At 30.1% G+C, this 23,713-nt stretch carries 25 protein-coding genes and 2 tRNA genes; 19 read left to right on the top strand and 8 right to left on the bottom strand.

Features of this window, described 5'->3' with window-relative positions:
• Positions 1 to 458 precede the first annotated feature (458 nt).
• The 7 genes from LFT63_RS04010 (at position 459) to LFT63_RS03980 (ending at position 9,929) form a co-directional block, all read left to right on the top strand.
• Entirely contained in the window at positions 459 to 1,943 is a 1,485-nt protein-coding gene (locus LFT63_RS04010; protein WP_017637376.1) for a UDP-N-acetylmuramoyl-L-alanyl-D-glutamate--L-lysine ligase, read from the top strand.
• The gene (locus tag LFT63_RS04005) at positions 1,924 to 2,181 is read left to right on the top strand and encodes a YueH family protein (RefSeq protein ID WP_231577495.1); all 258 of its coding nucleotides are present in this window, start codon (positions 1,924 to 1,926) and stop codon (positions 2,179 to 2,181) included. The genes LFT63_RS04010 and LFT63_RS04005 overlap by 20 nt, the downstream gene beginning before the upstream one ends.
• Positions 2,181 to 3,743 (top strand): peptide chain release factor 3, encoded by a 1,563-nt coding sequence (locus tag LFT63_RS04000; protein WP_029055559.1) that lies wholly within the window; start codon positions 2,181 to 2,183, stop codon positions 3,741 to 3,743. Before LFT63_RS04005 ends, LFT63_RS04000 begins: the two co-directional genes overlap by 1 nt.
• A 304-nt stretch (positions 3,744 to 4,047) precedes the next feature.
• Entirely contained in the window at positions 4,048 to 4,854 is an 807-nt protein-coding gene (locus tag LFT63_RS03995; RefSeq protein WP_340768020.1) for a TerC family protein, read from the top strand.
• A gap of 205 nt (positions 4,855 to 5,059) precedes the next feature.
• A complete protein-coding gene (locus LFT63_RS03990; RefSeq protein WP_108016842.1) occupies positions 5,060 to 6,901 on the top strand; it encodes a trypsin-like peptidase domain-containing protein in 1,842 nt (613 codons plus the stop codon).
• Positions 6,902 to 6,917: 16 nt separating this feature from the next.
• Entirely contained in the window at positions 6,918 to 8,276 is a 1,359-nt protein-coding gene (locus LFT63_RS03985; protein WP_017637371.1) for a TrkH family potassium uptake protein, read from the top strand.
• A 144-nt stretch (positions 8,277 to 8,420) separates the two neighbouring features.
• Positions 8,421 to 9,929, top strand: coding sequence for a bifunctional metallophosphatase/5'-nucleotidase (locus tag LFT63_RS03980; RefSeq protein ID WP_029055556.1), 1,509 nt, complete (start codon positions 8,421 to 8,423; stop codon positions 9,927 to 9,929).
• Between the two features lie 156 nt (positions 9,930 to 10,085).
• On the opposite strand, the gene LFT63_RS03975 is transcribed toward LFT63_RS03980, so the two are convergent.
• Positions 10,086 to 10,688: a CPBP family glutamic-type intramembrane protease gene (locus LFT63_RS03975; RefSeq protein WP_017637369.1), complete on the bottom strand. Its 603-nt coding sequence runs from the start codon at positions 10,686 to 10,688 to the stop codon at positions 10,086 to 10,088.
• 5 nt (positions 10,689 to 10,693) lie between these two features.
• Positions 10,694 to 10,879 carry a YkvS family protein gene (locus LFT63_RS03970; protein WP_002450747.1) on the bottom strand — a complete coding sequence of 62 codons (186 nt, stop codon included), beginning with the start codon at positions 10,877 to 10,879 and terminating at the stop codon, positions 10,694 to 10,696.
• A gap of 203 nt (positions 10,880 to 11,082) precedes the next feature.
• On the opposite strand from LFT63_RS03970, the gene LFT63_RS03965 reads away from it, so the two are divergent.
• Complete coding sequence (locus LFT63_RS03965) at positions 11,083 to 12,069, top strand: lipoate--protein ligase (protein WP_017637368.1); 987 nt, start codon at positions 11,083 to 11,085, stop codon at positions 12,067 to 12,069.
• 78 nt (positions 12,070 to 12,147) lie between these two features.
• Here the strand turns inward: LFT63_RS03965 and LFT63_RS03960 are convergent, their stop codons facing one another.
• Positions 12,148 to 12,366: an IDEAL domain-containing protein gene (locus LFT63_RS03960; protein ID WP_017637367.1), complete on the bottom strand. Its 219-nt coding sequence runs from the start codon at positions 12,364 to 12,366 to the stop codon at positions 12,148 to 12,150.
• 217 nt (positions 12,367 to 12,583) lie between these two features.
• Here LFT63_RS03960 and LFT63_RS03955 point away from each other — a divergent pair, with 217 nt between their 5' ends.
• The 3 genes from LFT63_RS03955 (at position 12,584) to LFT63_RS03945 (ending at position 13,466) form a co-directional block, all read left to right on the top strand.
• Entirely contained in the window at positions 12,584 to 13,153 is a 570-nt protein-coding gene (locus tag LFT63_RS03955) for a competence protein ComK (protein ID WP_340768015.1), read from the top strand.
• Between the two features lie 148 nt (positions 13,154 to 13,301).
• Positions 13,302 to 13,376, top strand: a tRNA-Asn gene (locus LFT63_RS03950).
• Between the two features lies 1 nt (position 13,377).
• Positions 13,378 to 13,466 (top strand) — tRNA-Ser (locus LFT63_RS03945).
• Between the two features lie 705 nt (positions 13,467 to 14,171).
• On the opposite strand, the gene LFT63_RS03940 is transcribed toward LFT63_RS03945, so the two are convergent.
• Complete coding sequence (locus LFT63_RS03940) at positions 14,172 to 14,306, bottom strand: hypothetical protein (RefSeq protein WP_256219674.1); 135 nt, start codon at positions 14,304 to 14,306, stop codon at positions 14,172 to 14,174.
• Positions 14,307 to 14,376: 70 nt separating this feature from the next.
• Positions 14,377 to 14,733, bottom strand: coding sequence for a DoxX family protein (locus LFT63_RS03935; RefSeq protein ID WP_017638419.1), 357 nt, complete (start codon positions 14,731 to 14,733; stop codon positions 14,377 to 14,379).
• A gap of 302 nt (positions 14,734 to 15,035) precedes the next feature.
• Here LFT63_RS03935 and LFT63_RS03930 point away from each other — a divergent pair, with 302 nt between their 5' ends.
• From LFT63_RS03930 to LFT63_RS03920, 3 genes are read left to right on the top strand one after another with little or no spacing between them, the layout of a single operon-like run.
• Entirely contained in the window at positions 15,036 to 15,488 is a 453-nt protein-coding gene (locus LFT63_RS03930; RefSeq protein ID WP_029055555.1) for a MarR family winged helix-turn-helix transcriptional regulator, read from the top strand.
• A 15-nt stretch (positions 15,489 to 15,503) separates the two neighbouring features.
• A complete protein-coding gene (locus LFT63_RS03925) occupies positions 15,504 to 16,013 on the top strand; it encodes a GNAT family N-acetyltransferase (protein WP_037555483.1) in 510 nt (169 codons plus the stop codon).
• 16 nt (positions 16,014 to 16,029) lie between these two features.
• Positions 16,030 to 16,635 carry an FMN-binding negative transcriptional regulator gene (locus LFT63_RS03920; protein ID WP_029055553.1) on the top strand — a complete coding sequence of 202 codons (606 nt, stop codon included), beginning with the start codon at positions 16,030 to 16,032 and terminating at the stop codon, positions 16,633 to 16,635.
• A gap of 53 nt (positions 16,636 to 16,688) precedes the next feature.
• Here LFT63_RS03920 and LFT63_RS03915 read toward each other — a convergent pair whose 3' ends face one another.
• Entirely contained in the window at positions 16,689 to 16,790 is a 102-nt protein-coding gene (locus LFT63_RS03915; RefSeq protein WP_017638068.1) for an SAR1012 family small protein, read from the bottom strand.
• 103 nt (positions 16,791 to 16,893) lie between these two features.
• Positions 16,894 to 17,106: a TM2 domain-containing protein gene (locus LFT63_RS03910; RefSeq protein WP_017638069.1), complete on the bottom strand. Its 213-nt coding sequence runs from the start codon at positions 17,104 to 17,106 to the stop codon at positions 16,894 to 16,896.
• Between the two features lie 216 nt (positions 17,107 to 17,322).
• On the opposite strand from LFT63_RS03910, the gene LFT63_RS03905 reads away from it, so the two are divergent.
• A complete protein-coding gene (locus tag LFT63_RS03905; protein ID WP_017638070.1) occupies positions 17,323 to 17,874 on the top strand; it encodes a GNAT family N-acetyltransferase in 552 nt (183 codons plus the stop codon).
• Positions 17,875 to 17,921: 47 nt separating this feature from the next.
• On the opposite strand, the gene LFT63_RS03900 is transcribed toward LFT63_RS03905, so the two are convergent.
• A complete protein-coding gene (locus LFT63_RS03900; RefSeq protein ID WP_017638071.1) occupies positions 17,922 to 18,860 on the bottom strand; it encodes a 1,4-dihydroxy-2-naphthoate polyprenyltransferase in 939 nt (312 codons plus the stop codon).
• 175 nt (positions 18,861 to 19,035) lie between these two features.
• Between LFT63_RS03900 and LFT63_RS03895 the strand changes: the two genes are divergently transcribed.
• The 4 genes from LFT63_RS03895 to menB are packed head-to-tail and all read left to right on the top strand — an operon-like array spanning position 19,036 to position 23,658.
• Positions 19,036 to 20,391, top strand: a complete 1,356-nt coding sequence (locus LFT63_RS03895; protein WP_017638072.1) for an isochorismate synthase — start codon at positions 19,036 to 19,038, stop codon at positions 20,389 to 20,391.
• A complete protein-coding gene (gene menD / locus LFT63_RS03890) occupies positions 20,384 to 22,057 on the top strand; it encodes a 2-succinyl-5-enolpyruvyl-6-hydroxy-3-cyclohexene-1-carboxylic-acid synthase (protein ID WP_340768011.1) in 1,674 nt (557 codons plus the stop codon). The genes LFT63_RS03895 and menD overlap by 8 nt, the downstream gene beginning before the upstream one ends.
• Positions 22,044 to 22,847, top strand: coding sequence for a 2-succinyl-6-hydroxy-2,4-cyclohexadiene-1-carboxylate synthase (gene menH / locus LFT63_RS03885; RefSeq protein ID WP_340768009.1), 804 nt, complete (start codon positions 22,044 to 22,046; stop codon positions 22,845 to 22,847). Before menD ends, menH begins: the two co-directional genes overlap by 14 nt.
• Positions 22,840 to 23,658 (top strand): 1,4-dihydroxy-2-naphthoyl-CoA synthase, encoded by an 819-nt coding sequence (gene menB, locus LFT63_RS03880; protein WP_017638075.1) that lies wholly within the window; start codon positions 22,840 to 22,842, stop codon positions 23,656 to 23,658. Before menH ends, menB begins: the two co-directional genes overlap by 8 nt.
• Positions 23,659 to 23,713 lie beyond the last annotated feature (55 nt).

The raw sequence follows: 23,713 nt of genomic DNA, 5'->3' as shown, positions 1-23,713 counted from the left end.
TACAAGTAATACTTTATATGTAGATGTAAAATTTGTATTTATGCATTATACCATAACTATCTTAAAATAAAATTCGAAAATACTTAATAGTGATGAAGTATTTTCTTTATAATTACATCAAATAAAATGTTTATCTATACTTTATGTTAGCATGATTCAATTAATAAGTATCATTAATTTCCTAGAGCTAACAGTATTTTTAACCATTTTTAATGTTAGATTAATAAATGAGCTTTTAATTTACATTTAATTGTTGAAACTTTTTTGAAAGAAATGGCGATTAAAATCGTATAATCAACCAATTTACTACATATATAATAGAATAATGTTAATTTTTGTTGAGAACATTACTATAAAAAAGTCGATGACAATGATTACATTTAAATATGAAGAATAAATTTATCATAACCATTAAAACGTGTATAATAGACTTATTGTAAAAAAAGGAGCGATTCATTTTGAATGCGAGTGTATTGTTCGAAAAAATTCGAGTAAAACAAGTAATTGGAACATTAGAAAGAAAAGTAGAAGATATTACTACTGATTCAAGAACAGCTAAAGAAGGCAGTATTTTTGTCGCATCAAAAGGTTATACAGTAGATAGTCATAAATTTTGTCAAAATGTAGTTGATCAAGGATGTAAAATAATTGTAGTTAATAGAGAACAAGAATTAAATGGTGAAGTAACACAAGTCATTGTGCCAGATACATTGAGAGTAGCGAGTCTATTAGCACATACGTTATTTAACTTTCCAAGCCATCAACTAGTTACATATGGGGTAACAGGTACAAATGGTAAGACATCTATTGCTACAATGATTCATCTAATATATAGAAAACTAAATAAAAATAGTGCTTATTTAGGTACAAATGGTTTCCAGATTAATGAAAAGAAAACGAAAGGCGCAAATACAACTCCTGAGACAGTATCTTTAACTAAAAAAATTAAAGAAGCTGCTGATGAAGGTGCTGAAGCTATGACATTAGAAGTATCAAGTCATGGTTTATCACTTGGTCGTTTAAGAGGTGTTGAATTTGATGTTGCTATATTCTCCAATTTAACGCAAGACCATTTAGATTTTCATGGAACAATGGAAGCATATGGACATGCTAAATCATTGTTATTTAGTCAGTTAGGTGAAGACTTAGCAAAAGAAAAATACGCCGTTATAAATAACGATGACTCTTTTTCAGAATATCTTGCTTCTGTGACACCTTATGAAATATTTACATATGGTATTGATAATGAAGCACAGTTCATGGCGACAAATATTAATGAATCATTGCAAGGCGTGAAATTTGAATTTGAAACGCCATTCGGAAGTTATCATGTTGAAAGTCCATATGTCGGCAAATTCAATATATCGAATATTATGGCAGCAATAATTGCGGTTTGGAGTAAAGGAATTTCATTTGAAGAAATTATTAAAGCAGTTAAATCACTTGAACCAGTTGAGGGACGTTTAGAAGTACTGGATCCTAGTTTGCCAATTGATTTAATCATCGATTATGCACATACAGCAGATGGAATGAATAAGTTAATTGATGCAGTTAAACCATTTGTTAAACAAAAATTAATATTTTTAGTGGGTATGGCCGGAGAGCGAGATATGACAAAAACTCCTGAAATGGGTAGTGTCGCTTGTCGTGCAGATTATGTTATTTTTACGCCTGACAATCCCGCTAATGATGATCCGAAAATGCTTACAGCTGAATTAGCTAAAGGCGCTACACATTCAAATTATGTAGAATTTGAGGATAGAGCAGAAGGAATTAAACATGCAATTGACATCGCTGAACCAGGTGATACTGTTGTTCTCGCATCTAAAGGTAGAGAACCTTACCAAATTATGCCGGGACATATCAAAGTTCCTCATCGAGATGATTTAATAGGTCTAGAAGCAGCATATAAAAAATTTGGTGGTGGACCAGTTGAAGATTAGGGAATATACAGATGATTCGAACAAATTTTATGTATATTTTCAAAAATTAAATCAAACACTATTGATAGCAATACCTGATCAATTTTGGTCAGTTGAAATTTCAAATGACTTAAGTATAGAAGAAATTAATGAAACATTATTAATGCAATTTTTTACATTTAATGATGAAAATGAAGCAGAAAATCTTGCTAATAAAGTAACAAGTTGGATTGAAACAATACTAAAGGAGAATGATTAATGAATTTAAAGGAAGAAGTAGAGTCAAGAAAGACCTTTGCTATTATTTCCCATCCCGATGCTGGTAAAACAACATTAACTGAAAAACTATTATATTTCAGTGGAGCCATTCGTGAAGCGGGTACAGTTAAAGGTAAAAAATCTGGGAAATTTGCTACAAGTGACTGGATGAAAGTTGAACAAGAGCGTGGTATCTCAGTAACAAGTTCAGTCATGCAGTTTGATTATGACGATTATAAAATTAATATTTTAGATACACCTGGACACGAAGACTTTTCAGAGGATACGTATCGTACGTTAATGGCTGTTGATAGTGCTGTAATGGTTATCGACTGTGCTAAAGGTATCGAACCACAAACACTTAAATTATTTAAAGTTTGTAAAATGAGAGGTATACCTATTTTTACTTTCATTAATAAATTAGACCGAGTGGGTAAAGAACCATTTGATTTATTAGAAGAAATTGAAGAAACATTAAATATTGATACTTATCCAATGAATTGGCCAGTAGGAATGGGACAAAACTTTTTCGGTATTATTGATAGAAAAAGTAAATCAATTGAACCTTTTAGAGATGAAGAAAATATTTTACATCTAAATGATGATTATGAATTAGAAGAAGATCATGCCATTAAAAATGATAGTGCATTTGAACAAGCTATCGAAGAGTTAATGTTAGTAGAAGGAGCAGGAGAAGATTTTGATAATGATGCATTATTAAATGGTGAATTGACTCCAGTATTTTTCGGATCTGCTTTAGCTAACTTTGGTGTTCAAAATTTCTTAAATGCATACGTTGACCATGCACCAATGCCTAATGCAAGACAAACAAAAGAAGACATTGAAGTGAGTCCATTTGATACTGACTTTTCTGGATTTATCTTTAAAATACAAGCTAATATGGATCCTAAACACCGAGATAGAATTGCATTTATGAGAGTTGTTAGTGGTGCATTTGAACGTGGTATGGATGTTACATTGCAACGTACTAGTAAGAAACAAAAAATTACACGTTCAACTTCATTTATGGCAGACGATAAAGAAACTGTTAACCATGCTGTAGCTGGAGATATTATTGGGTTATACGACACAGGTAATTACCAAATTGGAGATACGTTAGTAGGCGGTAAGCAAAAATTCAGTTTCCAAGATTTACCACAGTTTACTCCAGAAATATTTATGAAAGTTTCTGCTAAAAATGTAATGAAACAAAAGCATTTTCATAAAGGTATAGAACAACTTGTTCAAGAAGGTGCCATTCAATACTATAAAACGTTACACACTAATCAAATTATTTTAGGTGCTGTTGGTCAGTTACAATTCGAGGTATTCGAACATCGTATGAAAAATGAATACAATGTAGATGTTGTCATGGAACAAGTAGGACGTAAAATTGCTAGATGGATAGAAAATGAAGATGATATTAAAGATAATATGAATACATCTCGTTCTATACTTGTAAATGATCGTTATGATAATAAAGTATTCTTATTTGAAAATGAATTTGCAACACGTTGGTTTGAAGAAAAATTCCCAGAAATTAAATTATATAGTTTACTTTAAGATGTTTGATATTGAGTGGTTTGGGTATTAAACAGTATGTTATTACAATTTTATAAAAAAATAAATTGTCATTATGCACATATGTCTGTATAATAACCATATTCACAAATAAATACCTATGACATTTATGTCAGAGGGGAGTAACTTGATGGTCACTTTAACAATTAAGTGATTTTACACTTTATCGTCATTACGAAGTCTTATCTTCCGGTAAAGTGGGCAATAATATTTGCTAAGTGAGACCTTTGCTATTTTTTAGCATAGGTCTCTTTATTTGTAATTTAAATCAAAGGAGTTGTCCACAATGGAATTTGAACCGAGTATGTTATTATCCTATGGATGGGTTCTAATTGTACTAGTATTTTTAGAGGGTTTACTAGCTGCTGATAATGCCATCGTAATGGCGGTTATGGTAAAACATTTGCCACCTAAACAAAGAAAAAAAGCATTATTTTATGGTTTATTAGGTGCATTTGTATTTAGATTTATAGCATTATTCTTAATAAGTATTATAGCTAATTTTTGGTTTATTCAAGCAATTGGTGCGATCTACTTAATTTACATGTCTATTAAAAACTTATGGGATTTCTTCCATAAGACTGAAGAAGACCATCAAAAACATGAAAATGATGACCATCATTTTGATGAAGAAGGCCAAGAGAAAGCTGTTGGATCGAAAGAATTTTGGGCTACAGTATTTAAAGTTGAATTTGCAGATATCGCATTTGCAATTGACTCAATGTTAGCTGCATTAGCAATAGCAGTTACCTTACCTGAAATTGATATTGATTTCGCAGGTATGGATTTAGGTCAATTTGCAGTAATGTTCCTTGGCGGAATGATTGGTGTTATTTTAATGCGTTTTGCTGCTACATGGTTCGTTGAACTATTAAACAAATATCCTGGTTTAGAAGGCGCAGCATTTGCGATTGTAGGCTGGGTAGGTATTAAATTAGTAGTACTCGTGTTAGCACATGAAGATGTTGGTATATTACCTGAAGAATTCCCACATACTGTTTTATGGCAATCAATCTTCTGGGCAGTACTTATTTTACTTGTTGTTATCGGTTGGTTAACATCAGTAGTGAATAATAAAAAGAAAAAGAAATAGTATTAATTGACTTCGTTCAAATTAGAACGAAGTCTTTTTTGTTACTATACAACATTGCAGTTTTAATTATAAAATATTAAAATTTACGTATACATAGGACTTTTTCTTAGGAATATACAATCTTTTCTAGAAAATATTACCTCATTATTATTTGAGTATGTCATAATAAAGATAATTGAGTGAAATGATAGGAGTGAACTATCTAGTGGATAAAAATAAAAAACAAGTCATCCCTCGTAAAAACTATCGACGAGAACGTCGTGAATTCTTCCATAATGAAGAACGAGAAGCTAGAGTAGAACAACAAAAGGAAGAAGAAAGAATTCAAGCAAAAAAAGACGAATATCAATCTAAAGTTAATGAAGAAAGAGTCAAAGACAATTTAAGAAAAGCAAGAATAGAAAAATTGACTAAAGATGAAATTCAACAACAACAAAATATCGCTTCACAATCTAGTAATAAAATGGACAACGACCAAGACTCATCATCACATAATGAATCAAATTTAACGTTACCTGAAGAACATCAATTAAAGCGATCCAAAAATCAATCAAAAGATAACACGAACGATTTAAAACAAACTGACGAAAATGGTATTAATGCTGATAAAAGTATAAATACTAGCTCAGAGTTTAATAATTTGGATGAAAATAAGTCAAAAAATAAAATAGATACTGATAAAGATTCTAGTGAAAATAACATCGAATCTAATAGTAAGCATAAATCAAAGAATGAAAAAGAAAATGCTACAAATGACAACGAAACACGTTCAGCTAAAAATAGTGGTTTAACAGAAAGTAAAGAGAGAAGCCATCATCAAAATGAAAAAGAACGCGATAAAGATCACAACAATAAAGCTATACATATGAGCGCATCTTCATCAGAAAATAAATCTAATAATAAGAATAAAGATTATATTGATATAATTAAATCATTCTTTATTGAACATTGGCCTAAAATTGCTATTATTATTGGTATTATTTTATTAATAATTATCCTTAACGCTATTTTTACTAACGTTAATAAAAACGATCACACCAATGATAGTGCTTTATCACCAACGAATAAACATTATACAGATACAATGAAAAGTGCCAATAGTTCAGTTAAATCTGTTGTTACTGTGGAAAATGAAGAAGTAAAAGATACTTCGGTTCCTAATAACACATCTAAAGCAGATAATGAAATTGGTTCAGGTGTCGTCTACAAAAAAGTGGGCGACTCTCTTTTTATTATGACTAACGCTCACGTAGTGGGTGATAAGGATAAACAAAAAATTACATTTGGAAATAATAAATCAGTTGAAGGTAAGGTTGTTGGAACTGATAAATGGTCTGATATTGCAGTTGTAAAAGCCAAAAGTGTAGATAAGTCCGTTAAAGCAATTAAAACTGGAGATTCCAATCATTTAGTTTTGGGAGAGCCTATATTAGTAGTAGGTAATCCTTTAGGTGTAGATTTTAAAGAGAGTGTATCAGATGGTATCATTTCTGGTTTGAATAGACATGTACCAGTAGATATAGATAAAGACGATAGCTATGATGTATTAATGAAAGCATTTCAAATTAATGCGCCCGTAAATCCAGGGAATTCAGGTGGTGCAGTAGTTGATAGAGATGGTAAACTTATAGGTATTGTATCGCTTAAAATAGATATGGATAACGTTGAAGGAATGGGATTTGCTATTCCTATTAATGAAGCTCAAAAAGTGGCTAGACAGTTAGAAAAAGATGGTAAAATTGAATATCCTAATACTGGTATTAAAATTAAAAATATTGCTGATATAGACAATAGTGAACGTCAATCCATCAATTTACCTGATCAAATTAAAAATGGCGTTTTAATAGGTGAAGTTAAACCTAATTCACTTGGAGATAAATCAGGGTTGAAAAAAGATGATGTAATAGTAGAATTAGATGGTAAAAGATTAGAAGACAATTTACGTTATAGACAAATTATTTTTAGTCATAGGGAAGATAAAGATACATTAAAAGCTAAAATATATCGAAACGGTAAAGAGAAAAGTATAGATATTAAATTAAAATGATGTTGAGGTGAAATGAATGTCGATTTTTGGTCAACTATTAAAAAGGTCCAGTCCTCAACAAGGGATAGTACTTTATTATTTAGCAGCTATTATCGTCGCATTTTTATTATTGAATTTACCATATGTGCATAAGTCTGGCGTTGACGTAAATCCAATAGATACACTTTTTGTGGCTGTATCAGGCATAAGTGTGACTGGATTAACACCAATCAGTATTGTGGATACTTATTCAACTTTTGGTCAAATTATTATATTAGTAATTTTAAATATCGGTGGCATTGGTGTTATGGCTATTGGAACCTTGTTGTGGGTTGTTTTAGGTAAGCACATAGGTATTCGTGAACGTCAACTCATTATGCTTGATAATAATAAAGATACAATGAGTGGAACAGTTAAGCTGATACTTGAAATAGTTAGAACAATAATCGTTATTGAATTTATCGGCGCAATATTGCTTGCATTTTATTTTTACAGGGACAATCCAGATTTAAAATATGCTATCATGCAAGGAATATTTGTTTCTATTTCTGCAACAACAAACGGTGGTCTTGATATTACTGGTGATTCGCTAGTGCCTTATGCAAAAGATTATTTTGTACAAACGATAGTAATGTTTTTAATAGTTTTAGGTTCGATAGGATTCCCAGTATTACTTGAAGTTAAAGCATATATAAAAAATAGAGTAACTAACTTTAGATTCTCATTATTTACGAAAATTACTACTTCAACATATTTATTTTTATTTGTATTTGGTGTGATAATAATATTTCTTTTAGAACATAATCATGCATTTAAAGGCATGAGTTGGCACCAGTCATTGTTTTACTCTCTGTTTCAATCTGCTACAACGAGAAGTGCAGGATTGCAAACTATAGACGTTTCACAATTTAGCGACCCCACAAATATTATTATGAGTTTATTAATGTTTATCGGGTCATCTCCTAGTTCGGTAGGTGGTGGTATACGTACTACTACATTTGCTATTTTAATACTATTTGTTATTAATTTTAGTAATTCGGCAGATAAAACATCCATCAAAGTGTTTAACCGTGAAATTCATATAATGGATATTCAACGTTCATTTATGGTGTTTACAATGGCTTCAATTTTAACATTCACGAGTATGATAATTATATCCGCAGCAGAACAAGGTAAACTAACCTTCTTACAAGTGTTCTTTGAAGTGATGTCAGCATTTGGTACGTGTGGACTCACATTAGGTGTTACAGATGATATTAGTAATTTAACTAAAATTATTTTGATGATATTAATGTTTATCGGACGTGTAGGGTTAATCTCCTTTATCATAATGATAGGGGGACGAAAAGAACCTAAAAAATATCATTATCCTAAAGAACGTATTCAAATTGGTTAAATTCTATATTAAAGGCATTTCAAGTATTAAAAGCTATTTTTACTTGGAGTGTCTTTTTTTAATTAAAAATTATAGGTATAGTAAAAGTGTTATCGTAAAGATATGATTACATGTTAAACTATGCATAATGAGAGGTGTTTTAAGATGGAGAGAAACGAAAATATAAACGTAGATGTAATCGTAACTTCGGATATGCATAGTCATTTTTTAAATGGGGATTATGGATCAAATATCTATCGTGCTGGAACATTTGTTAATAAAGTAAGAGAGAATAATCAAAGAGTTATTTTATTGGATAGCGGTGGTAGTTTAGCCGGCTCACTAGCGGCATTTTATTATGCAATTGTTGCGCCATATAAACGTCATCCAATGATAAAATTAATGAATGCAATGCAATATAATGCAAGTGGTATTAGCCCAAATGAATTTAAATTTGGATTATCGTTTTTAACACGTTCAGTTGCTTTAGCAAGATTTCCGTGGTTATCAGCTAATATAGAATATATCAAAACTAAAGAACCATACTTTTCAACACCATACTCAATTCAAAATTTTGATAATTTGAAAATAGCTATCGTTGGACTAACTGCAGATGGACTTATGAAAAATGAATATGCAGAAATGGAACAAGACGTTAGTATTGAAAAAACAATACTGTCAGCTAAAAGATGGATTAGATATATTCATGAAATAGAAGAACCTGACTTTTTAATTGTAATATATCACGGTGGATTAGATAAATTTAGTAATTCAGAAAAGAAAAATGAAGATAACGTTAACCAAGCTGAAATATTGATGAAAGAAATTGGTGTGATTGATTTAATTATAACTGCACACCAACATCAAACACTTGTAGGACAAGACCATGATACAGTCTACGTTCAAGCCGGACAAGATGCCGAAGAACTTGTTCATGTGAAAATTAAATTTAAAAAAAGAACGAATACATATGAAGTGGAAGAAATATCGCCAGAGGTCATTGATTTAAATGATTATGACGAAGATGAAGATCTACTTAAAGTAACGTATTATGATAGAAAAGCAGTTGAACATTGGGCAAATGAAGTTATAAATGATGAACATGTTAATTTACCTGTTAAAGATTTAGCTGAGTTAGTAGGTCAACCACATCCATTTGCTCAATTATTACATGATAGTATTAGATTAGCTTATGATTACCCAATTAGTTGCGTTCACGTACCTAAGAATGGCGAAGAAGGGCTGCATGGTATTATATCTAATCGTCAAATTTATGAGGCTTATCCATATCCAGATAAACCTGTAGATTTAACAATAAAAGGTCAATGTATTAAAGATATATTAGAATTTTCTTATTCATATATTGAGTTTGAAGCGGATACACTAAAATCTACGCTTATTGACGAAACACTATACACATTGTGGCAGGGATTTGATTATAAAGTAGATATGACTAAAGAACCTTTTAATCGTGTCACGTTGGATAATATTAATCCAAATAATTTATATAGAATAGTAATGACTGATTATTGTTTCAGAAACTATCAATCGTATTTAAAAGATGCAACGATTCATCATACTAGTGAAGAAACTATGAGCATGTTAATTGCTAAAAATTTAGCTGATTCAAAATATAAGATTAATTTAGAACAAAACTTTGAGGTGTTTAAATAACATTTTTAATATTTACCCTCTCACTTATAATAACGTTGTAAAAATGAAAATTACTTTATTTATTATAAAAGAGCTCCAAATCGAGTTACTATAACCGATTTGAAGCTCTTTTATAATATGTTATGTTTTAATATTTCTGAAAAATAAAATCAGAATCTATCCATGAAAAATTAATAATAAAATGATAGCAACAATTTGTGCAATTGATGTTGTAGCAATACGTCTAGAATATTCGTAACTGATTGATAATAATAATTGAGTTATAAAAATAAATATCACTATCGACCAATTATCTAAATATATAAATAGAGAGCTTGAACAAATTGCAGTGATTAAAATAGATAACCAGTTAGGCAAATTGTATTTATCTAACTCACTTTGTAAAACAGTACGCATATATAATTCATGACATGGTATAACAAATAATAATGTAATTAGCATTTGCCATTTCCAATGAACGCCTGTTTTAGTTAATTCTCGAATCAATGAAGCATAGGTTAAATCAGATGTTATCAGTGATAAAACCAATTGAATAATAATTAAAATAATACTGGCTATAATACCAATGCCTATAGAGGTTAATAAACGCTTTGATTTGATATCTCTTTGATAAAACACATAACTAATACCAGCAATAAGCATAATTCCTGTATATAAATACCAGTATTCTTGATGCTCGCCCCACATGATAAGTAAAATAGCATGAAAAACTATGAAACTAATTATAAACCATAGCAAAGCTTTCGAAACTTTTTTCATTTCAATTAACCTTCTTGTTCAACAATTTTATAACGTTTATGGTTAATAACCGTTTTTTCAGGTAAATCAAGTGAATTGAAGTTTTCCATAATAGTTAAGTCAACGATAACTGAGTTGTCATTTATTTTTTCTACACGGCCTCTTAAACCATCATAAAATTCTACGATATTACCTACTTCTGCAACAGTCATTTCGAGTCCTCCCTTAATTCATAGCTAGACTATATTGTACTAAAAATTACGCTACAAATAAACTAATAACACTAAAAACCCTACAATTTAATTCATAAATTATGAAAAATTTGTCATTATTGAGTAAATAATTGGAATTTTAAATGTAAATAAGGCATAAATAAAGTAAGGGCATATATAGAATCTATTAAGGAGAGTTTTATATGAAATTTATAAGTAACAATAATATAACTGATCCAACATTGAATTTAGCTATGGAAGAATATGTCTTAAAAAACCTTCCAGCTGAAGAAAGCTATTTTTTATTTTATGTTAATCGCCCATCAATAATCGTAGGTAAAAATCAAAATACCATTGAAGAAGTTAATAAAACATACGTTGATGAAAAAGGAATTGACGTAGTACGAAGAATTTCTGGTGGTGGTGCAGTTTACCATGATACTGGTAATTTGAATTTTAGTTTTATCACTGATGATGACGGTAATAGTTTCCATAACTTTAAAAAGTTTACAGAGCCTATTGTGCAGGCTTTACAATCACTTGGCGTCAATGCGGAAATGACAGGCCGTAATGATATTCAAGTGGGAGCTGCAAAAATTTCTGGTAATGCAATGGTTAAAGTGAAAGATAGAATGTTTAGTCATGGTACTTTGATGTTAAATAGTGAGTTAGATGAAGTTCAAAATGCATTAAAAGTAAATCCAGCAAAAATTAAATCTAAAGGTATTAAGTCAGTACGTAAACGTGTTGCAAACATTGAAGAATTTTTAAATGAGCCAATTAATATTGATCAATTTAAACAAATTATATTGAAAACGATATTTGGTGAACAACAAGTTGAAGAATATATTCTAACAGATGAAGACTGGAAAAATATCGAAAAACTCAGTAATGAGAAATACCGCACATGGGATTGGAATTATGGTAAAAATCCTAAATATAATTTTGAACGTGAAGAGAAATTTGATAGAGGTTTCATTCAAATTAAATTTGATGTAAAAAAAGGAAAAATAGAACACGCTAAAATATTTGGTGATTTCTTTGGGGAAGGGGATATTACCGAATTAGAACATGCATTGGAAGGTTGTTTACATGACTTTAATCACTTGGAAGAAGCTTTAGCAAATTACGATTTATATCATTATTTTGGTGATATAGATAGAAATGAAATATTAAGATTAATGTCTTAATTAATATAAATTAAAAGGTCTATTCTCTAGCTCAATTAAGTAGGGAATAGACCTTATTTTGAATGACTCGAATCTAAATTATTCACTGAGTAATGCCTCCAAATTTTTATATTCTACCATGTACTCGTTGAATGCATTTTCGTCTTTATTGACTAATGCTTCATCGATTAAAGTTCTCAGTTCTTTTTTTCTTACTTCTCTAAGTGCTTCGTCAATGACAAGTTCAACGCCTAAATCATTAACAGTAGTTACAAATTGTTCTAGTGTCGTATGCTTCACATGAGTATTATGATTCATAAAGATCTCGACCTTTCAATTGTATTTATTATATAAATATTATACATATTTTGAATTTTGAAATCAATGAATTTTCTGACTTTTTATCAAGAAATATGTATATTATTACACCGAAAGGAGAACTTGACTTTACACAATTTTGTTATAAAATAAAAAATGTATTATTACTCAAAAAATTAAGGGTAATAATAAAACTAAAAAAAGTGAGGTTTTCCCTATGACAACTCAGAGTATTTACGTTATTAGAAAGGGAGATATGGTTATCAGACCTAACTATGATGAAAATAATCAGCAAAATGGTTCTGAAATATTAAGGTATGATAAGTCAATTATTCAGAGTCCATTTAAGGTTCAAAAGATTATTGAAAGATCATGCAAATTTTACGGTAATAATTATTTAAGTAAAAAAGCAGAAACTAATCGTATTACAGGTATTTCTAGTAAACCCCCGATTTTATTAACACCCATTTTTCCTACTTATTTTTTCCCAACACATTCTGACAGGCAAGAAGAAAATTTATGGATTGACATGCATTATGTTGAATCAATTAAAGAATTAAAACATCGTAAATGTAAAATCACATTTGCTAATAATGAAACGATTATTTTGAACATATCATTTCACAGTTTATGGCATCAATACACCAATGCAATTATCTTTTATTACATGGTTGATAAACAATCCCGCATGAAATCAAATGACCCCGATAAACCTATTGATTATGAAAAATCCTCTTTAAATATCTTTGAAGCACTTTCACGTTATTCCCTATTTGTAGACAAATAAAAATATGTTGAAGTTTATAATATGTGGAACGTTATATTAATTTAGTGTAAATGTTCCGCATATTTTTTTAAGTTATCTCTTGAAAATTTGTACAATATTGATATAATAATATTTGTGCTTGATAGAGATATCAATAAAATTTAATTAATCCGCAGTAGCTCAGTGGTAGAGCTATCGGCTGTTAACCGATCGGTCGTAGGTTCGAGTCCTACCTGCGGAGCCATGGAAACGTACTCAAGTTGGCTGAAGAGGCGCCCCTGCTAAGGGTGTAGGTCGCGAGAGCGGCGCGAGGGTTCGAATCCCTCCGTTTCCGTATTTTAGTAAAAATCAGTGAAAATCTGATTAACACTATTTCCGAAGAACGTTGTTAAATCAACGTTCTTTTTTATTTTGGTGAAAATCTGTTACAATCTGTTTTGAATTAAAATGTCAACGAATTCGACAACATTTAAATTTTCATTCAATATTGTCGGTTTGGTTGTCGGCTTAGACTTCAAAAGCCTAGAATGGTCTAAATCCATTCCAGGTTTATTTTTTGTTTACAAATAAGCCTTTATAATAAAAATAGAAATTCAGTAATCATAAGATTTACTTTATATTTAGCATTGTTTTAGTGAACATTTATTTTTTAGACCAAGTATTTGTTATTGCAGTCTTATAAGAGGTGGTATTATTAGACAAAAACATATTTATCTCATATTAATTATATTAGTAGGGGTTGCCCTAATTTGTATTCCTTGGACAGATACCTATGAAATAATAAGACGATATTTAATGTTGTCATTAGCTATATTAATACCATTATATTTTTTATCACCAACTAAAAAAGATAAAAAATAAAAAAATAAGATAGACTATTCAGTTAGTCTATCTTATTTATTTAATAATTATAAAATTATTAGTTATCCTTTTGATACGTGGCTTTAATCTATTAAATTTGGTTAATTATTTCAACTCAATTCGATTCTAATCAAAATGTTTCTAAATTTAATCGTTTAAAATACACTACTAAGTTATATTACTTCCTATATTCTTCTTTAACGTATTGTTTAACTAAAAACTCAAGAATGAGTTCAGTCATCAATTCATTTTCTTCATATTCTTTGCGTAGCTCTTTTACTTTTTCAATCAATTTATCTTCAGGTGTCTGCAAAATCAATTCTCCTTTTGCTTAAATAATTTGTTTTGATATATTAAAAATCACAACAGCCAAGTTAATTTATTTAATAAAATTGAATCCATTTTTTCCAACTATAACTCATCATTACAGCTATATTCATCACAATATGTATAACTTCAAACTCATAACCGCTTACATAACCTCGTGTAATCTTTAAAGTGAATATTGATCCAAGCATGACAGAAATATAAAAAACATTAACATAAGGCGTTAAGATACCAAATATTAAAAAAACTCCACCAATGACTTCACCAATAGACATTAAAATAGCAATTGTAGGTGTTAGCCCTAATGAACCTAAGAAATGAATAGTTCCATTTAAATCATGGAATTTTAGTGTTCCATGTACTAAGAAAGACACTGCCAACATCCATCTAATTAATAATATGCCAATTCTCATTGATACATGACCTCCAACAATAAAGATTTAAAATTAAACTTTATAAGTTTACTAATCTAACATGTATATTAATAAGGAAACTCTAGATATAGTTATAAATATTATTACTTATAAAATTTATTTTATTATATATTGATTTTTATTTCTTGTCACTTAGTATTCATTTGGTAAGGTAGTTTAAAATAATTCAGAGATACGCAGAAACATGTACTAAAAATCATATTAAATTCGTAAATATACCATAAATGTGTTATTCTTAGTTTGTAAAATTATTGCAAATGCAATAAAAAGAGGTGTAGAATTTGCAAGATATTTTAAGAGATATAGGAATAATAGCAAGAGCATTAGATTCAATCAGTAATATTGAATTTAAAGATTTGAAACTTTCAAAAGGTCAATTTATCTATTTAGTAAGAATTTGTGAAAATCCAGGTATGATACAAGAGCAACTTGTAGATATGTTGAAAATTGATAGAGCTACAGCATCAAGATCAATTAAAAATTTGGAAAAGAACAATTTTATATATAAAACCTATAATGAAAATAATAAAAAGAACAAATTGTTATATCCTACTGAAAAAGGGCAGAATTTATATCCATTTATTATAAGGGAAAACAATCATTCCAATGAAGTGGCATTAGAGGGATTCAATAATAAAGAAATTGATGAATTATCAAAAATGTTGAATAGAGTTAAACATAATATATCTGAGGATTGGAAAAATGTTAAAAATGGTAACAAGCGAATATATTAAAAAGGGGTTATTACTATGTTAATAAGACAATGTAATGAAGAGGACTTAGAAAAATTAAAAAATATTGAGTATAAGACTTTTAATGAAACATTTAGACCACAAAATAAAGATGAAGATATTGATAATTATTTGAAACAAACTTTCACTGATAATAATGTGCTTAAAGAATTGCAAAATGAAGATTCATTTATATATTTTATTTATGTTGAAGATCAATTGGCTGGGTATTTAAAACTCAATATTAACAAGGCACAAACCGAAGATTTTGGTAATGAATATATTGAAATTGAACGAATTTACGTACTTAACCATTTTCAAAAAATGGGTGTTGGAAGAGAACTTTATAATCATGCTTTAAAGGTTGCAAGAGAACATGGATACAACCAAATATGGTTAGGCGTTTGGGAACACAATCTAAAAGCAATTCAATTTTATAAAAAACTTGGCTTTGAAAAAATAGGGGAACATGCTTTTTATATGGGAGAAGATAAACAAATTGATGAAATAATGTCTATTGCTATATAAAAGGGAGGAGAATTATATGTATATTCCAAAGCAATATCAAATCCATGATTATGAAATGATTAAATCATTTATGAATGAACATAATTTTGTCACGATAGTTACTTATAATGGAACGACACCAATTGCTACTCATTTACCAGTAAATATTGAAGAAAAACATAATGAATTATACATTTCGGGTCACTTTGCTAAAGGTAATGAACAATGGAAAACGATCGATCAGAATCAGCAAGTATTAATCATTTTTCAAGGGTCTCATGGATATATATCTTCAACTTGGTATGATACTGAAAATGTGCCGACTTGGGATTACCAAAGCGTTCATGCATATGGAACAGGACAATTATTAACAACTGAAGAATTAGAAAGTGAATTAATTAAAATGCTTGATAAATATGAAAACCATCGACCTAATGGTGCAACTTGGAATAATTTATCTAAAGAAGCAAAACAACAAATTAAAGGTATTGTTGGATTTAAAGTTAAAATTAACAAACTTGAAGCAGCATTTAAAATGAGTCAAAATAGAACTCAATCTGAAAAGGAAAATATTATCATACATCTTAATCAAAGCGATCAATTAAATGATAAAGATTTAGCTTGTGAACTTAAAAAATTATAGTAAAGCAAAAAGTCAGCCCATTTAGGACTGACTTTTTCACATAACTCAAATATTTATTTTCCACCGTTTGATTTACCTGAAATTAAATTGCGGATAGCTTTTACAATGTAACCTGTAATAACTATTCTAATTGCGCGTTTAATAATATTCATCATTAAAAAATCTCCCTTTATTTTTGTTCTATTTAAGTTATATATACCCAAATTTCAACATTTTAAATGTAAGATATGATTTTTATATGAATATTATAATCATTTTTTACCTTTCGAATACAATATATCCATCTTTATCAGCTTTTTTAGTAAATGCAACGATAATAGCGTGTACAATTGCTACAATACTAGGAATTCCTGTCCAAAAGAAAACGAGATGTAGTACGCCTTGACCAACTTTATCGGCATAAAATTTATGGACACCCACGCCGCCTAAAAAGATTGCTACAAGTATATAAATAAGTTTGTTCACTTTCATGATTGACTGCCTCCTTAATTTTTATTTTAAACAATTAAGGGTTAGTTATTCAATTAAACTGTAATTATAGGTATGTGTTATATATTATGATATCAACAAAGACATTTTTAAAATGAGTCATGATAACTATTGGAAATTAGATGATGACTTTCGTTTATATCGTAGCTTAGTTTCTATATAATTAAATTAAGACACTTAATAAAGGAAGGGTATTTGATGATTAGACAAGCGCATCCTAGTGATAATAAAAGAATAGCTGAATTATGTTATATGATATGGGAAGACATGGAATTAGATATGGTGAAGCAAATAAGTAAAGAACGAATTATTCATATTTTAGAATTGAGTGTGGTCAATGTTAAATATCGTAGTTATTATGAGAACGTTTGGGTTTATGAGGAAGATGGCGAAGTAGCAGGTTGTTTAATTGCATATGATGGTGAAAATGAACTTGAATATGAAAAGAAATGGCTTGAACTTCCACTCGATGAAGATATCAGAGCATTTGGTACACCATTACCTATTAAAGAAGCAGAAGATGATGAAATGTATATCGAAACAGTTGCTACCTTCCCGGAATATAGAGGTAAAGGAATAGCCACAAGTTTATTAAAGTATGTGATTGAAAATCATTCCGATAAAAAATGGAGTTTAAATTGCGATTATGGTAATACTAGAGCACAAAGATTATACGAAAAACTAGGTTTTAAAACAGTTAGCGATATTGATCTGTACGGTCATATATATCAACATATGATTAAACAATAAAAAAATCGACAATGAACATGTTCATTGTCGACTATCTATATATTTAATTAAATTGCGCCAAGTAATGCACTAATATAAATGCCTAATGCATATAAAATACCGAAAATAGTATTTGTTTTTCCTGTAGCAGCCATTGCTGGCATCATTGTTTCTGGTGTGTCGTTTTTATTAAATCTTCTAACAGCTTTAATTGGCATTGGGAATGACAATAATACTAATAAATAGAAGAGTGATCCACCAGATTTAAATAATGCAGTGAAAATGACAATTAAATACGCAACGATATACATAGTTGCCATAAAGATAACAGATGCTCGTTTACCAAGTAAAATTGGTAAAGTTTTACGTCCGCTTGCTTTATCTTTAACACGGTCTCTAATGTTGTTAGCCATGTTAATAAGACCAATTGTAATAACGATAGGAATACTTAACCATACAATTAATCCTTGTACATTTCCAGTTTGAATAAAGAATGATAAAAGAATAATAATCATACCCATAAACAAGCCGGAGAATAATTCACCAAACGGTGTCCAAGAAATTGGAATTGGACCGCCAGTATATAAATAACCAATCGCCATACATACAATCCCAATAGGAATAATCCAAAATGAACTTTGGAAAGCGAGGAATATACCTAGTAAAGCGGCAATAATGTAAAAGGCAATTGCGATGTTCATAACTAATTTAGGGCTCATACCATTACGTACAATAGCGCCACCAATACCTACGGATGTATGATCATCTAGACCTTTTTTAAAATCGTAATATTCATTAAACATGTTGGTAGCTGCTTGAATTAACAAACAAGCAAGTAACATTGCTAAGAATAAACTAAATTTTAGATGATCTTCGCTTCCTAGAAGATATAGTTTAGCCGATGCAGTACCCACTAACACGGGAACAACTGCAGCAGTTAAAGTATGAGGTCTCATTAATTGCCAATATTTTTTCACAGTTGAATATTGTTGATATTGATCTGCCATAATTTATAACCTCTTATTTTTTTATAGTTTTAACATTAATATTTTAAAGTAATTATTAATAAAGGTCAATTCACGTGAAAAATTGCATTACTTTATTAAGCAATTCCACTAAAATTAAGTTTGAAAAATGATACAATATACTAATGAGTAAATATAGAAGAAAGAAGTGAAATGAATGGCTGTTAACGTTAAAGAAGATGAGATTGTCAATAAGTTATATGGAAGCTCTAAAGATTGGGTCTCAGTAGAAGTTGAAATCAACCAAAGTATAGATCCAAGTACGTTATTTCATTTAACTGAATCACAAGCAGGTGATCGTTTTTATTTACGTCTAAACGATAATCAATCTTCATATTTCGGATATCATGCAATTCGAAAGTTCAAAAATAATTTCGAAAATAAACAGTCTATCTTTAAAGAATGGGAAGCCTTAAAAAAAGATATAGAATTAATACATCCAGATAGTGAAAAACACCATTTACGTTTATGTGGTGGTTTTCAATTTTCAAAACATAAATCAGATGATGAGTGGAGAGAATACGGTTTAAATCATTTTGTATTACCTGAAGTTTTAATCTCAACAGAGGGACAACGTCATTTTATCACTTACACAACAGAAAGAGATAAATTTGATATAGATGCTTTTAAAACATTAGTTAGTCAATTTGAGCAGGCCAATGTAGATTCATACGATGAGCATATAGGTAATGTGACAAGAATGGAAGATATTTATTTAGACGAATGGCGTGACTTGGTTAAAGAAGCCATCGAAAGTATAGATTATTCTAAGAAAATTGTCTTAGCACGTAGACGTTTAATTAAATTTGATGAAGAAATCAGCATTCCATATGTTTTATCTAAAGCTTTAAAAAATGAAAAAAATAGTTATATCTTTTTACTTGAATCAAATCAATCTGTCTTCTTTTCACAAACACCAGAACAATTAATCAAAGTTGAGAATCAAGTTCTATCTACTAAAGCTGTTGCTGGAACAATTAAACGATCTCATGATGAACAGGAAGATCAAGCGAATATAAATGCTTTTCTAAATGACAAAAAGAATTTAGGTGAACATCAATTTGTCGTTGAAAGTATCTTAAATGATATTCAACCTTATGTTGAAGATGTAGACTACAATGAAACACCTAATATTTTAAAAAATGACCATTTATATCACTTATATACACAAATAGAAGGTAAGTTAAATGATCATTCATATATTAGTTTAATCGATCGTTTGCATCCTACACCTGCATTAGGTGGATACCCTAAAGATGAAGCATTAGAATTTATTGAGAAAAAAGAATTTGGAACACGTGGTTTATATGGGTCACCAGTAGGTTTTATTGATGTATATGATGATTGTGAATTTATAGTAGCTATTCGTTCGATGTTAATTAAAGGCGATCAAGCAACATTATTTGCAGGTTGTGGAATAGTGAAAGACTCTGATCCAGATAGTGAAATTGCTGAAACAGCAGTAAAATTTTCACCAATGATGAATGCATTAGGAGTAGATGAAAATGAGTAATTATAATGAAGCATTAACAACTCAAGTATTTACATTTGCATCAGAATTATATGCTTATGGCGTAAGAGAAGTTGTAATTAGTCCGGGATCTCGTTCGACCCCATTAGCTATCGCATTAGAAGCGCATCCAAACATTAAAACTTGGATTCATCCAGATGAACGAAGCGCTGCCTTTTTTGCATTAGGTTTAATAAAAGGTAGCGAGAGACCTGTAGCTATATTATGTACTTCTGGCACAGCAGCGGCTAATTATACACCTGCAATTGCTGAAAGTCAGATTAGTCGTATACCACTTATTGTCTTAACTAGTGATCGTCCTCATGAATTAAGAAGTGTAGGAGCGCCACAAGCAATTAATCAAGTGAATATGTTTAGTAACTATGTGAATTTCCAATTTGATATGCCAATTGCTGATGGAACACCTAACATGCTAGATACTATTCATTATCAAATGCAAATTGCTAGTCAATATTTATTTGGACCACACAAAGGACCAATTCACTTTAATTTACCATTTAGAGAACCTTTAACACCTAATTTAGATAGAACAGAATTATTAAAATCAGAATCTAAGACACTACCACATTATCAAAAAATGATTGATGTTATGCCAATCAAAGAAAAAATAGAAAAAGATAAAGGTTTAATCATAGTAGGTGATATGCAACACCAAGAAGTTGACCAAATATTATCTTATGCAACTGAAAATGATTTACCTGTGTTAGCCGATCCGCTAAGTCAGTTAAGACGTAATAACCATCCTAATATTATTACTACTTATGATTTATTGTATCGAGCTGGTAGGGATTGGGAAGTCGATTTTGTAATTAGAGTTGGTAAACCTGTTATATCTAAAAAGTTAAATCAATGGTTGAAGAATACATCAGCGTTTCAAATATTAGTTCAAAATAATGATAAAATTGATGTATTTCCAGTACCGCCTGATGTTTCTTATGAAATATCTGCGAATGACTTTTTCAGATCTTTAAAGAATAACCAACCTATTAATAGAAAAGCATGGATAGAGAAATGGCAAACATTAGAAAAGCAAGCTCGTATTGAAATAAATGATTATCTACAACATGCTACTGATGAAGCGGCTTATGTAGGAGAATTGATTTCAAAACTAACTAAACAAGATGCATTATTTGTAAGTAATAGTATGCCAGTAAGAGATGTTGATAATCTATTATTTAATAGTGAAGCTGAAATCTATGCCAATCGTGGTGCCAATGGTATTGATGGTGTTGTATCTACAGCATTAGGTATGGCAGTTCATAAACATGTTACTTTATTAATTGGAGATTTAGCTTTTTACCACGATATGAATGGACTACTCATGTCAAAATTAAATAACATACACTTAAATGTAATTTTATTGAATAATGATGGGGGAGGTATCTTTTCATATTTACCTCAAAAATCATCTGCATCAGAATACTTTGAGCGTTTATTTGGTACACCAACTGGGTTGGATTTTGAACATGCCGCATTATTATATGAATTTAATTTCAAACGTTTTAATACTTTATCTGAATTTAAAGATATGACGCTTTCACAATCCGGCGCTATCGTATATGAAATCATTACTGATAGAGAAGACAATTTACAGCAACATCAAATTTTATATAAGAAATTGAGTGAAATAATTAATGCTACATCATAAATTTTATTCATCCAACAAACCATCCAATCAATTGTTGATTATGTTACATGGCTTTATTAGTGATGGATCAACATTTGATAGTCATATAGATACGTTGACTAAACAAGTTAATGTATTGACTGTTGATTTGCCAGGACATGGTAATGATGATTCACCTATGGATCAAGAATGGAACTTTTCATATATAAGTCAACAATTAGACCAAATATTAAGTGAATATCATCAATATCATCAATATTTATTAGGTTATTCTATGGGTGGTAGAGTATCACTTTACTATGCATTACATGGTACTAATGAATTGTCAGGTTTAATATTAGAAAGCACGTCGCCCGGTATACAAAAAGAAGAAGATCAGATAGAACGACAACAAGTTGATAATGCTAGAGCGAAAGTATTAGAAATTGCTGGACTGGAAATATTTGTTAACGATTGGGAAAGATTACCGTTATTTGCATCCCAATATGATTTAGATAAATCAGTTAAAAAACAAATTCGTCAAAACAGAATGAATCAAGATCCTAGTATGTTAGCAAAAGCTTTGAGAGATTATGGTACAGGGCAAATGCCAAATTTATGGCCATCACTTATTAACATTCAAATACCGACAATTATATTAGCTGGTCAAAAAGATGAGAAATTTGTAAATATTGCTCAAAAGATGAATGAACAAATTATTAATAGTAGAAAAACAATAGTTTCTGAAGTAGGTCATACAATTCACGTGGAAGATAGCGCGGAATTTGATACAATAATATTAGGTTTTTTAAAGGAGGAGCAAAATGACTAGACAGTGGGAAACACTTAGAGAATATGATGAAATTAAATATGAATTTTACGATGGAATTGCAAAGGTAACAATTAATCGTCCAGAAGTACGTAATGCATTTACACCTAAGACAGTAGCTGAAATGATTGATGCCTTTTCACGTGCGCGTGATGATCAAAAAATATCAGTTATTATTTTAACTGGTGAAGGAGATAAAGCATTCTGTTCTGGTGGAGATCAGAAGAAACGTGGACACGGTGGTTATGTTGGCGAAGATGACATTCCTCGTTTAAATGTATTAGATTTACAACGTTTAATCAGAGTTATTCCAAAACCAGTTATCGCAATGGTACGTGGTTATGCTATTGGTGGAGGTAACGTATTAAACGTAGTATGTGACTTAACTATTGCAGCAGACAATGCTATTTTCGGACAAACTGGTCCTAAAGTAGGTTCATTTGATGCTGGTTATGGTTCTGGTTATTTAGCAAGAATTGTTGGACATAAGAAAGCAAGAGAAATTTGGTACTTATGTCGTCAATATAATGCACAAGAAGCATTAGACATGGGATTAGTTAATACTGTCGTTCCATTAGATCAAATAGAAGACGAAACAGTTGCTTGGTGTCAAGATATCATGAAACATTCACCAACAGCACTACGTTTCTTAAAAGCAGCTATGAATGCAGATACAGATGGCTTAGCAGGTTTACAACAAATGGCTGGAGATGCAACTTTACTTTATTATACAACTGATGAAGCTAAAGAAGGTCGTGACGCATTTAAAGAAAAACGTGACCCTGACTTTGACCAATTCCCTAAATTCCCATAAGATTTGATATAAACGAACCCCTTAAAGTATGGTGTTAAAGCCATCATACTTTAAG

It is taken from the genome of Staphylococcus sp. FSL H8-0121, from assembly GCF_038008425.1.
In the GTDB taxonomy this organism is placed as follows: domain Bacteria; phylum Bacillota; class Bacilli; order Staphylococcales; family Staphylococcaceae; genus Staphylococcus; species Staphylococcus pasteuri.
This window is presented reverse-complemented; position numbering and strand designations above follow the sequence as displayed.